Origin of the sequence: Streptomyces sp. TLI_105 (assembly GCF_900105415.1) — a bacterium.
Classification (GTDB): domain Bacteria; phylum Actinomycetota; class Actinomycetes; order Streptomycetales; family Streptomycetaceae; genus Streptomyces.
Genome location: NZ_FNSM01000001.1, coordinates 3,589,320 through 3,600,794 on the forward strand (window position 1 = coordinate 3,589,320; position 11,475 = coordinate 3,600,794).

The following is an 11,475-nucleotide window of genomic DNA, read 5'->3' on the forward strand; positions in this document are numbered from 1 at the left end:
GGTCAGTACAGGGTCGGGCCCGTGTTCCAAGGGACGTCCCGCAGGGAGAAGTCCACGCGGTACTTGAACGGCGTCGCCCACTGGCCCGAGCCCCGGTAGAACGCGAGCACGTCGCCGTCCACGCCCGGGCGGCCCTTCGCGACGAGGTCCGGGCGGCCGTCGCGGTCGGCGTCGCCCACGGCGGTGATCACGGCGAACTGGTTCCAGCCGCCGCCTATGCGGGTGCGCGGCGCGAAGGTGCCGTCGCCCTTGCCGAGGTGGAGCCAGAGGACGCCGTCCTTGTCCCGGGCGACGAGGTCGCCGGCGGGCCCGCCGGCCAGGTTGCCGGTGGCGGTGACGAGGTTGTAGGCGCCCCAGCCCCCGCCGATCTTCACCCGGCCCGCGAAGGGCTTGGCCCAGTCGCCGGTGCCCTTGTGGAGCCACGCGACGCCGGTCGTGTCGACGCCGACCAGGTCGGGGCGGCCGTCACCGGTGAGGTCGGAGCCCCCGGTGATCAGCCGGTACGTCTGCCAGCCCGCGCCCACGCGGGTGCGGGGGGCGAAGGGCTTCCTGGGGTCGCCGGTGCCCAGGTGCTGCCACAGGACGCCGTACCGGTCACGGCCCAGCAGGTCCGCGTTCGGCGCGCCGGCGATGCTGCCGGGCGTGACGAGCCGGTCGTATGCGTCCCATCCGCTGCCCGCGACCCATTTCGGTGGCGCGACCTCCCCGTGCCGGGCTGCCAGGGCCTGCTTGGCGTCGTAGGCGGTCAGACCGCCGCCTGCCTTGACGAGCAGGTCGGGCGAACTGCTGTTCGTGAAGCCGTGGGGGGCGTGCGGGCCGACCACGGTGAGGGTGCCGCTCCGGTCGTAGAGGGGGCCGAGGCCGTATCCGGTCCTGGCCGTCATCCGCCACGTGTAGGAGCCGAGCCGGGCGGCCGTACCGTCGTCGAACAGGCCGTTCCAGACCACGCCGGCGTATCCGCCGTCGCCCATGGACGTGGTCGTGGTCCACCGCTTCCCCGAGGCCGTGTGCGTCAGCTCGACTTGCACGACGGCGTTGACCGTCGCGGCGAACTTCCAGCTCAGCACGGGGTTCGCGGCCTTGCTGAAGTCGGCGGTCGCGGGGACGTTCTGGCCGGTCAGCTCCAGGACGATCGGACGGCCGGTGCGCGCCACGAGCGTGACGACCGGGTCGCCCTCGGCGCCGGCGGTGATCCGGTAGAGGCCCTCGCCGTGCTCGATCGTCCCGCCCTGCACCAGGATCGCGTCGTCGCCGTCGCTGACGACGCGGCTCACGAGGTCGAGGAGCTTGACCGTGCGGCCGTCCTTCAGCGAGCGGGCCGCGAGGGCGTGCAGCGGGTTGGGGGAGGTGGTGGTGTCGTAGTCGGTGAGACCGTACGCGACCCAGTCGCCCAGGAACTCGACGGCGAGCGGACGGCCCGTCCCGAGGGGGATGCGCTCCGAGGCCTCCTGCCCGCGCCGCGCCACCCGCAGGGCCGCGTCGTCGCCGAAGGCGGGAGTCTCGGCCCAGGCGAGGTGCGTGGCGGACAGGGCGACGTCGCCCTGATAGGAGCCCGCCCCGGCCAGGTCCCGGTCCTCCACGACCGCGCCGGAGGCGATGTCCACCAGGGCCGCACGCGCGCGGATCGAGTCCGGGTGCCGGTAGTGGATCAGCAGGCTGCCGGGCGCGACCAGGTCGTACCAGAGGGGGGTCGCCAGGGCGGGCAGCCCCTGCACCGTCCTGTCGACGGTCCGGCCGTCCTCGCTGCTGAGGAGGTGGACGCCACCGTTGCCGTCGGGCCGCCGGGGGGTCGTGACGACGGTGGAGCCGGCCAGGAACCGGAAGTCGCTGGTGAGGCCCAGGTGGCTCGCGTCGATCACGACGGGGGCGGCGCCCTTGGAGCCCATGTCGTACAGGGTGTACACGGCTCCCGTGGCGTTGTGGTCGATCCCGACCACGACGTCGGACCGGAAGCCGCCCGCGTACCCCTGACCGGCGGGCAGCGTGGTCACGGAGCCGTCCTCGTACCGCGTCCAGCGGTAGACGGTCTTCCCGTCGGCGGGGTCCTGGTGGGACGTGAGGAATCCCGTCGGGCCGCTGCCGCGGAGCGTCGCGCCGTCGGGCAGGTCGAAGGCACCCTGCTGCTCGGCCCCGGTCTCCGTGGCGAGGCCGCCCGCCGTGAGCGCGCCCGCGGCGAGGGCGCCCTCCGCCGGGGCCGCGAACGCGGGGGCGGCCGCCAGGGTGCCGGTGACGGTGGACAGGACGAGGGTCGCGGTGGCCAGCCGGCGGCCTGTCTTGCGGAAGGAGTGCACTGTCGTCCGTTTCTGCAGTCGGAAGGGGCGACGGGTGTTCCGGACACGGCCGGAAGGGCCCGCGTGCAACGGCGACGCCCCCGCCGACGGTGTCGGCGGGGGCGCGGAGTGCACCGCGCCGTCCCCTGGTGAAGCGATCGTCACGCGCACGCTTGCGCACGCGACGATCGTTCAGACCTTCGAGGGACGACGAGGGTTGTACGTGCTCCGGAAGCGGCCGGCCCCACAGGGGAACTCGGGCTCCGCAGTCCCGCGCTCCCCGTCCGAACCCGAGGCCGAACCCGTCAGGCCGCCGTCGCCAGCCGCTCCCGCGACACGAACCGCACCTGCGGGTGACCCCGGTGCCAGCCCATCGCGACCTTGAGGCCGCCGACCCGGGCCAGGACCAGCCCCACGAGGACCGCCGCGGCGAGCGAGATCGCGCCGCCCGTGGCGAAGCCGACGCGGGCGCCGTACGTGTCGGTGACCCAGCCGAGCAGCGGGGCCCCGATCGGCGTGCCGCCGGCGAAGACCATCATGTAGAGGCTCATGACCCGCCCCCGCATGGCGGGGTCGGTGGCCATCTGGACGGCCGAGTTCGCGGTGATGTTCACCGTGAGGCCGAGCAGGCCGATCGGCACGAGCAACAGCGCGAACAGCCAGAACGCGGGCGACAGGGCCGCCGCGATCTCCAGGACGCCGAAGACGCCCGCCGCGACGACCAGCATCCGCAGCCGGGTCGAGCCGCGGCGGGCCGCGGCGAGGGCGCCCACGAGGGAGCCGGCCGCCATCAGGGTGTTGAGGAAGCCGTACGAGCCGGCGCCGACGTGGAAGACGTCACCGGAGAAGGCGGTGAGCCAGATGGGGAAGTTGAACCCGAAGGTGCCGATGAAGCCCACCAGCACGATCGGCCAGATCAGATCGGGCCGCCCGGCCACGTACCGCAGCCCCTCTCTCAGCTGCCCCTTGCCGCGCGGGGCGCGCTCCACCTTGTGGAGCTCGCTCGTCCGCATGAGCAGGAGGCTCGCGAGCGGGGCGAGGAAGGAGAGGCCGTTGAGCAGGAAGGCCCATCCGCTGCCGACTCCGGCGATGAGGACACCGGCGACGGCGGGGCCGATGAGCCGGGCGGACTGGAAGTTCGCCGAGTTCAGGGAGACGGCGTTGCGGAGCTGCCCGGGGCCGACCATCTCGGAGACGAAGGTCTGCCGGGCCGGGTTGTCGACGACCGTGACCATGCCCAGCAGGAAGGCGATCAGATAGACGTGCCAGACCTGGATGGAACCGGAAAGAGTGAGAACGGCGAGCGCGAGCCCGCAGAGCCCGAGAGCGGCCTGGCTGACGAGGAGCAGGCGCCGCTTCGGGTAGCGGTCGGCGATGACACCGCCGTACAGCCCGAAGAGCAGCATCGGCAGGAACTGCAGGGCCGTCGTGACGCCGACGGCGGCGGCCGAGCCGGTGAGGCTCAGGACCAGCCAGTCCTGGGTGATCCGGGCCATCCACGTACCGGTGTTGGAGACGATCGCTCCGGTGAAGAACAGCCGGTAGTTCCGGATCCTGAGCGAGGAGAAGGTCCCTCCCCGCCCACGGGTGTCGAGGGTGGGTTTATGGACGGGTGCGGAGTCTGCTCCGGGTCCCGTACTCAAAGTGCGTCGCCTCCTTGGCGCCTCGGTTACAGGTGGGCGAGCTTCTCCAGGACCGGGGCGGCCGCGCGCAGCTTGGCCCACTCGTCCTCGTCCAGACCCTCCGCGAGGGAGGCCAGCCAGGCGTTCCGCTTGCGGCGGGACTCTTCGAGCATGGCTTCGGCCTGCTCGGTCTGGCTGACCACCTTCTGCCGGCGGTCGTCGGGGTGCGGCTCGAGCCGGACCAGTCCCTTGGCTTCGAGCAGCGCGACGATGCGGGTCATCGACGGCGGCTGGACGTGTTCCTTGCGGGCCAGCTCACCGGGGGTGGCGGAGCCGCAGAGCGACAGGGTGCCGAGCACCGACATCTCGGTGGGGCTCAGCGACTCGTCGACGCGCTGGTGCTTGAGGCGTCGGCCCAGTCGCATGACGGAGGAGCGGAGGGCGTTCACGGCCGCAGCGTCGTCGGCGGTGCCGTGGGACAGGTCAGGCATGTTCATTAGGCTAACTCATTACTCTGTCTAAATACCAACGGGAGTGCCCCGACGTCGCACGAATCACACCCGTGGGGCCCGGAAGCCTCACCCGCGAGGCCCGGAAGTCCCCCATGGGGGCCGGAAGCGGCAGCACAGCACACGCCAGATCACGCTTCGGCATCCATGTATCACCCAAATGAGTGAGTCGGATCCAGAAAGTGACGCAAAGGAGCCTCGGCTGCCCCGACCCTGAACGACATGGGATCGACAGTGCTCAGCCTGCGCATCGACAGTGAGCTGCTCGACCGGCTCAGGAGTCACGCCGCGAAAAGAGGAATGAGCGTCCAGGACTACGTGGCCCGGACGCTCATTCGCGAGGATTTCGACGAGCGGTTCAAGACCGCGGTCGACGAGACGGAGAAGTTCTACGGCTCACCAGGAGCCGGAACCGGTGATCACGTGAGGCCGAGCGCCGGCATCGCGTAGTAGAAGACGAAGACCGCCGACACGACGTACATGGCCACCGGAACCTCACGGCCCCGGCCGGCCGCGAGCCGCAGCGCGCTGAACGCGATGAAGCCGATGCCGATGCCGTTCGTGATCGAGTACGTGAACGGCATCATCACCATGGCCAGGAACGCCGGCACCGCGATGGTGTGGTCGCTCCAGTCGATGTCCTTGATCGAACCGGCCAGGATCAGGAAGCCGACCGCGAGCAGCGCGGGCGTGGCCGCCTGCGACGGGACCATCGTGGCGAGCGGCGTGAGGAACAGCGCCACCGAGAAGAGACCGCCGGTCACGACGGACGCGAGACCGGTCCTCGCCCCCTCGCCGACACCCGCCGTGGACTCCACGAAGCAGGTGGTGGCCGAGGAGGAGGTCGCGCCGCCGGAGGCGACGGCCAGGCCGTCGACGAGGAGGACCTTGTTGATGCCGGGGAAGTTGCCGTCCTTGTCGATCAGCTTGGCCTCGTCGCCGACGCCGAGGATCGTGCCCATCGCGTCGAAGAAGCAGGACAGCAGGACGGTGAAGACGAAGAGGACGCCGGTCAGGACGCCGACCTTGTCGAAGCCGCCGAAGAGGCTGACCTTGCCGACCAGGCCGAAGTCGGGCGAGGCGACCGGGTTGCCCGGCCACTCCGGGGTGGTGAGGCCCCAGGAGGGGACCTTCGCGACCGCGTTGATCACCATGGCCACGAGCGTCATCACGACGATCGAGATCAGGATCGCGCCCGGCACCTTGCGGATGATCAGGGCGAGGGTGAGGAGCGTGCCCAGGATGAAGACGAGGACGGGCCAGCCGGTGAGGTGACCGCCGCCGCCGAGCTGGAGCGGGACGGTGGTGTGCGCGGCGTCGGGGATGCGGGAGACGAAGCCCGAGTCGACGAGGCCGATCAGCATGATGAAGAGGCCGATGCCGATCGCGATGCCCTTGCGCAGGCCGACCGGGACGGCGTTCATGACGCGCTCGCGCAGGCCGGTCGCGACGAGCAGCATCACGACGATGCCGGCGAGGACGACCATGCCCATGGCGTCCGGCCAGGACATCTTGGGCGCGAGCTGGAGCGCGACGACGGTGTTGACGCCCAGGCCGGCGGCGAGGGCGATCGGGACGTTGCCGATGACGCCCATGAGGAGGGTCGTGAACGCCGCCGTGAGGACGGTGGCGGTGACGAGCTGGCCGCTGTCGAGCTGGTGCCCGTACATGTCCTTGGCGCTGCCGAGGATGATCGGGTTCAGCACGATGATGTAGGCCATCGCGAAGAAGGTGGCGAAGCCGCCGCGGACCTCGCGGGCGACGGTGGAGCCGCGCTCGGAGATCCGGAAGTAGCGGTCGAGGCCGGAGACGGGCTTTTCGGGGGTCTCCGGGGGCGTGGCCGTGGCGGTGGCCGTCGAGCTCATGGGGGTTCCTCTTCGGAGGTTCAGAAAGTCCTTTTTTGGCGGTTCATACGAAGGGAACCCGCCAGAGGCAAACCGTTTCAGTATGAACACATGAACGAGCGAGCGTCCATCTCCGCGCGTAGATACGAAAAGGGGACGCCTAAACTGAACCCCATGGCGAAGTGGACACCGAAGCACGAGGCACCCGAGCCCCTCGAAGGGCCCGTCGTCGCCACCATCACCGGCGGAACGATCCTCTGGTTCGTCCTCTTCGTCGTCCAGGTCCCCTTCTACGGCTGGTTCGACGACCGGGGCCTCACCTCCTGGGTCTGGACCTGCCTGGCCGGTGCCGGACTCGGCCTGATCGGCATCTGGTACGTACGGAAGCGGGACGCGGCGATCAAGCGGCACGCGGCGGCGCGGGCGGCGGAGCCCCCGGAGGCCCGCCCCGGCACCTGAGCCGGTCGCCCGGCCCGACACCTGACGCCGACCCGCCCCGCCGGGCACCTGAGCCGCTCTCCCCGCCCGGCGCCTGACGCCGGTTCGCCCCGCCTGGCACCTGACGCCGGTTCGCCCTGCTCGGCAGGTGAACGACCGAAACCGGTCGTACCGTCGAAAACATGACTCAGCGGGCGAAGATCGACACGGACGGCGGGCCCCCCGCCGGGACCAGGCCGGCGGAACCGCCCGTCGTGCACCACGCCGCCGGACTGACCTCCGCCGAGGTCGCCGAACGCGTCGCGCGCGGGGAGGTCAACGACGTCCCCCTGCGCAGCTCCCGCTCGACCACCGACATCGTCCGCGCGAACGTCTTCACCCGCTTCAACGCGATCATCGGCGTGCTGTGGGTGATCATGCTGATCGTCGCGCCGATCCAGGACAGCCTCTTCGGCTTCGTGATCGTCGCCAACACCGGCATCGGCATCGTCCAGGAGCTCCGCGCCAAGAAGACCCTCGACGGACTCGCGGTCATCGGCGAGGCGAAACCCACCGTCCGGCGCGACGGCGTCACCGCCGAGATCTCCACCTCCGAGATCGTCCTCGGCGACCTCATCGAACTCGGACCGGGCGACAAGGTCGTCGTCGACGGCGAGGTGGCGGAGGCCGACAGCCTGGAGATCGACGAGTCGCTGCTGACGGGCGAGGCCGACCCGGTGGTGAAGGGACCCGGCGACCGGATGATGTCCGGCTCGTTCGTGGTCGCCGGCGGCGGCGCCTTCACCGCCACCAAGGTCGGCCGCGAGGCGTACGCCGCCCAGCTCGCCGAGGAGGCGTCCCGCTTCACCCTGGTCCACTCGGAGCTGCGCACGGGCATCTCCACGATCCTCAAGTACGTGACGTGGATGATGGTCCCGACCGCGATCGGGCTCGTCATCAGCCAGCTCGTCGTGAAGAACAACGACTTCAAGGGGGCCGTCGCCCGCACGGTCGGCGGCATCGTCCCGATGATCCCCGAGGGTCTCGTCCTGCTCACCTCGGTCGCCTTCGCGGTCGGGGTGATCCGGCTCGGCCGCAGACAGTGCCTCGTCCAGGAGCTGCCCGCCATCGAGGGCCTGGCCCGGGTCGACGTCGTCTGCCTCGACAAGACGGGCACGCTCACCGAGGGCGGCATGGACGTCACGGACCTCCGCCCGCTGAACGGCAGCGACGAGAAATACGTACGCAAGGTGCTCGGCGCCCTCGGCGAATCCGACCCGCGCCCGAACGCCTCCCTCCAGGCCGTCAAGGACGCCTATCCGGACACCGTGGAGTGGCGCTGCACGGAGAGCCTGCCGTTCTCCTCGGCCCGCAAGTACAGCGGCGCGTCGTTCAGCGAGGGCGACGGCGAGAACTCGACCTGGCTCCTGGGCGCCCCGGACGTCCTCCTGCCGCCGGACGACCCCACCCTCCCCGAGATCGACCACCTCAACGAGCAGGGCCTGCGCGTCCTCCTCCTCGCCCGTACGGCCCACGAGCTCGACTCCCCCGAGATCACCTCCGACACCCGTCCCACCGCCCTCGTCGTCCTGGAACAGCGACTGCGCCCCGACGCCGCCGACACCCTCGCCTACTTCGCCGACCAGCAGGTCGCCACCAAGGTCGTCTCCGGCGACAACGCGGTCTCCGTGGGCGCGGTGGCCGCGAAGCTCGACATGCCGGGCGCGGAGCACACGGTGGACGCCCGCACCCTCCCCACGGAGCGGGAGGACATGGCGAAGGCCCTGGACGAGAACGCGGTCTTCGGCCGGGTCACCCCGCGGCAGAAACGGGACATGGTGGCGGCGCTGCAGTCCCACGGCCACACCGTCGCCATGACGGGGGACGGCGTCAACGACGTCCTCGCGCTGAAGGACGCGGACATCGGCGTCTCGATGGGCTCGGGCTCGGAGGCGACGAGGGCGGTGGCCCAGATCGTCCTGCTGAACAACAGCTTCGCGACGCTTCCGTCGGTGGTGGCGGAAGGCCGCCGGGTCATCGGCAACATCACGCGCGTGGCGACCCTCTTCCTGACGAAGACGGTCTACTCGGTGCTCCTGGCGATCCTGGTGGTCGTCTCGCAGGTGGAGTACCCCTTCCTCCCGCGCCACCTGACCCTGCTCTCCACCCTCACGATCGGCGTGCCGGCCTTCTTCCTCGCGCTGGCCCCCAACAAGGAACGCGCGCGGCCGAACTTCGTACGGCGGGTCATGCGGTACGCGATCCCCGGCGGCGTCATCGCGGCGGCGGCCACCTTCACGACGTACCTCCTGGCGCGCCACCACTACACGGGCGAGGACGCCCTGGGCGCGGAGACCAGCGCGGCCACCCTCACCCTCTTCCTGGTCTCCATGGGGGTCCTCGCGATCATCGCCCGCCCCTACACCTGGTGGCGCCTCACCCTGGTCGCCGCCATGGGAGGAGCCTTCCTCCTGGTCCTCGCCGTCCCCTGGCTCCAGAAGTTCTTCGCCCTGAAGCTGGTGGGCGTGACGATGCCGTGGACGGCGGTGGCGATCGCGGCGGCGGGCTGCGCCCTGCTGGAACTGACGTGGCGGTGGGTGGACCGGAGGTTCCCGACGTAGGGACCGGGCGCCGGGCCCACCTGGTTCCGAGGGCGGCCGCGCCAGAAGCCCGCGGAGCCGGTCCGCCCGCGGTCAGCCGCTCAACGCGGCGTCCAGGCGGTCCAGGACGTGGGGCCAGCCCCTGCCCATGCCCTCGTACGCCTGGCGGCCCATCGGCGAGTCGAGGTCGAAGCCGGCGTGGGTGAGGACGAGGCGGGTGCCGTGGCCCTCCGGGTGCAGCGTCCAGGTGACGGTGGTGTCGAGCGTGCCCTCGGCGAAGCGGTAGGCGAGCAGCCGCTCGTCGTCCACGGCGGTCACCTCGCAGGGCTGTCGGCCGAAGGCGCCCATGTCGAGGGTGAAGCGGTGGCCGACGACGGGCTTGACGTCGCCGGCCGCCCACCAGCGGGCGTGCAGGTCGGGGTCGGTCAGGGCCTTCCACACCGCCGCGGGGGCGTGGGGCAGGAACTTCTCGCAGGTGATCGTGTCGCTCTCGGTCATGTGTCGGCTTCCTCGTCCAGGAGATGGGCCAGCGCGTCCAGGCGCTGCTTCCAGTAGTGCTCGAACGGATGCAGCCACTCGCCCACCTCGGCCAGCCGGGCAGGTTCGAGGTGGTAGAAGCGGTGCCGCCCGCGGGGCTCCTCGCGCACGAGCCCCGCCGTACGGAGCACCGCGAGGTGCTCGGAGACCGCGGGCCTCCCGAGCTCGAACATCCCGGCCAGCTCACCCGTGGAGCGAGGCCCTTCCCGCAGCGTTTCGAGCAGCTTGCGGCGCACCGGGTTGGCCAGCACGCCGAACACGTCGGTCGGCATGACACCTACGATACGTCGGGATTTTCCGACGCGTCAAAACTTTCCGACGTTTCCCGGGGGACCCGCCTGCGGTGGGGGCAGCCGCCGACTCATCGGGTGAAATCACTTTCCGTACATCCAGGTGCTCCTCGACCCGGGGAAGTCATCACGCAACGTGATCACCTCTTGGAGGGAACCCCTGTGGCCCGCAGAACAACCGTCGGCCTCCTCTGCGCCTCGGCGCTCGTCGCCACGGCGCTCACCGTCACCGCCGGGGGCAGCGCCGCCGCGGCGCCCACCTGCTTCGAGGCCGCCGCCACCGTCACCGGCACCACCGGCACCCCGGGTGACGACGTCGTCATCGGCACGCCCGGCAACGACGTCATCGACGGCAAGGGCGGCAACGACCGGATCTGCGGCCTCGGCGGGAACGACCCCATCCACGGCGGGGACGGCGACGACCGCATCACGGGCGGGACCGGCGACGACCGGATCTTCGGCGGCGCCGGCAACGACGAGATGGGCGGCGACGAGCGCGCGTACACCGGCGACGTCACCGGCCCCACCGGCCGGGACCACCTCGACGGCGGGACCGGGAACGACTTCCTGCTCGGCGACAACGCGGCGACGCAGGGCACGGCCGCCGGGGCCGCCCCCGACGTCCTCGTCGGCGGGACCGGCGACGACGTCCTGTACGGGGACGACTACGGCGACCACGCCGACGGCGGCGCCCCGGACCGGATCATCGGCGGCGACGGGGAGGACGTCATCGTCGGGGACTCGGCCGGCTACTACTCGGCGTCGGGTGCCGGGGACGACGTCCTGCTCGAAGGCGCCGGCACCCTCGGCGACATCACGGGGGACAGCTTCGCGGCGTTCGGCAACGCGAGCGGCGCCGGCGGCGACGACCTGATCGACCTGGGAACGGACGGCGCGTTCGGCGCCGTCGGCGACCACACGTCCGGCGGCACCGCGGTCGGCTCCGGCAACGACCGGATCATCGGCGGCACCGCGGGCGAGATCGTGCTCATCGGCGACAACACCCTCGTCGATCCCGCCGGGGCCACGGCGGGCAACGACCTGATCGAGGGCCGCGGCGGCGACGACCGGATCTTCGGCGACAACTCGGACTGGAGCCAGACGCTCGGCACCGCCGGCGGCCGGGACGCCCTGCGCGGCGGCAACGGCGACGACCACCTGCGCGGCGGCCCCGCCGACGACGTCCTCGACGGTCAGGCCGGCATCGACGACTGCGACGGCGAGGGCGGGACGGACACCGTGGTCAACTGCGAGACCCAGCCGGCCGCACGCTCGGCCCGAAAGGCCGCCCCGGCCCGGACGGACCGGCCCCTGTACGACCGCCTCGCCGGACGGAACGCCCGGAACGGACTGTTCTGACCGACCCGGACCGGGCCGCTCCGGTCG

The 11,475-nt window shown here is 71.4% G+C and carries 10 protein-coding genes; 4 read left to right on the forward strand and 6 right to left on the reverse strand.

Translation table 11 applies throughout. The features are described 5' to 3' along the window. Nucleotides 1–2: 2 nt before the first annotated feature. From BLW86_RS16305 to BLW86_RS16315, 3 genes are all read right to left on the reverse strand, one after another. The gene (locus BLW86_RS16305) at nucleotides 3–2,291 is read right to left on the reverse strand and encodes an FG-GAP repeat domain-containing protein (RefSeq protein WP_093874712.1); all 2,289 of its coding nucleotides are present in this window, start codon (nucleotides 2,289–2,291) and stop codon (nucleotides 3–5) included. A 284-nt stretch (nucleotides 2,292–2,575) separates the two neighbouring features. Next, nucleotides 2,576–3,913, reverse strand: coding sequence for an MFS transporter (locus BLW86_RS16310; protein WP_093874713.1), 1,338 nt, complete (start codon nucleotides 3,911–3,913; stop codon nucleotides 2,576–2,578). A 26-nt stretch (nucleotides 3,914–3,939) separates the two neighbouring features. After that, entirely contained in the window at nucleotides 3,940–4,383 is a 444-nt protein-coding gene (locus BLW86_RS16315) for a MarR family winged helix-turn-helix transcriptional regulator (protein WP_030693586.1), read from the reverse strand. 240 nt (nucleotides 4,384–4,623) lie between these two features. On the opposite strand from BLW86_RS16315, the gene BLW86_RS16320 reads away from it, so the two are divergent. Continuing rightward, nucleotides 4,624–4,851, forward strand: a complete 228-nt coding sequence (locus BLW86_RS16320) for a ribbon-helix-helix protein, CopG family (RefSeq protein ID WP_093874714.1) — start codon at nucleotides 4,624–4,626, stop codon at nucleotides 4,849–4,851. Here BLW86_RS16320 and BLW86_RS16325 read toward each other — a convergent pair. Beyond that, entirely contained in the window at nucleotides 4,821–6,266 is a 1,446-nt protein-coding gene (locus tag BLW86_RS16325; RefSeq protein ID WP_093874715.1) for an NCS2 family permease, read from the reverse strand. The genes BLW86_RS16320 and BLW86_RS16325 overlap by 31 nt on opposite strands. Nucleotides 6,267–6,419: 153 nt before the next feature. Here BLW86_RS16325 and BLW86_RS16330 point away from each other — a divergent pair, with 153 nt between their 5' ends. Both BLW86_RS16330 and BLW86_RS16335 read left to right on the forward strand, forming a co-directional pair. Next, the gene (locus tag BLW86_RS16330) at nucleotides 6,420–6,704 is read left to right on the forward strand and encodes a DUF2530 domain-containing protein (RefSeq protein ID WP_093874716.1); all 285 of its coding nucleotides are present in this window, start codon (nucleotides 6,420–6,422) and stop codon (nucleotides 6,702–6,704) included. A 161-nt stretch (nucleotides 6,705–6,865) separates the two neighbouring features. Next, on the forward strand, nucleotides 6,866–9,283 hold the full coding sequence (locus BLW86_RS16335; RefSeq protein WP_093874717.1) for a cation-translocating P-type ATPase: 2,418 nt from the start codon (nucleotides 6,866–6,868) through the stop codon (nucleotides 9,281–9,283). A gap of 72 nt (nucleotides 9,284–9,355) precedes the next feature. On the opposite strand, the gene BLW86_RS16340 is transcribed toward BLW86_RS16335, so the two are convergent. Further along, nucleotides 9,356–9,760 carry an SRPBCC family protein gene (locus tag BLW86_RS16340; protein WP_093874718.1) on the reverse strand — a complete coding sequence of 135 codons (405 nt, stop codon included), beginning with the start codon at nucleotides 9,758–9,760 and terminating at the stop codon, nucleotides 9,356–9,358. Further along, nucleotides 9,757–10,071: an ArsR/SmtB family transcription factor gene (locus tag BLW86_RS41515; protein ID WP_093874719.1), complete on the reverse strand. Its 315-nt coding sequence runs from the start codon at nucleotides 10,069–10,071 to the stop codon at nucleotides 9,757–9,759. The genes BLW86_RS16340 and BLW86_RS41515 overlap by 4 nt, the downstream gene beginning before the upstream one ends. Nucleotides 10,072–10,251: 180 nt before the next feature. On the opposite strand from BLW86_RS41515, the gene BLW86_RS16350 reads away from it, so the two are divergent. Beyond that, nucleotides 10,252–11,448: a calcium-binding protein gene (locus tag BLW86_RS16350; protein WP_093874720.1), complete on the forward strand. Its 1,197-nt coding sequence runs from the start codon at nucleotides 10,252–10,254 to the stop codon at nucleotides 11,446–11,448. Nucleotides 11,449–11,475 lie beyond the last annotated feature (27 nt).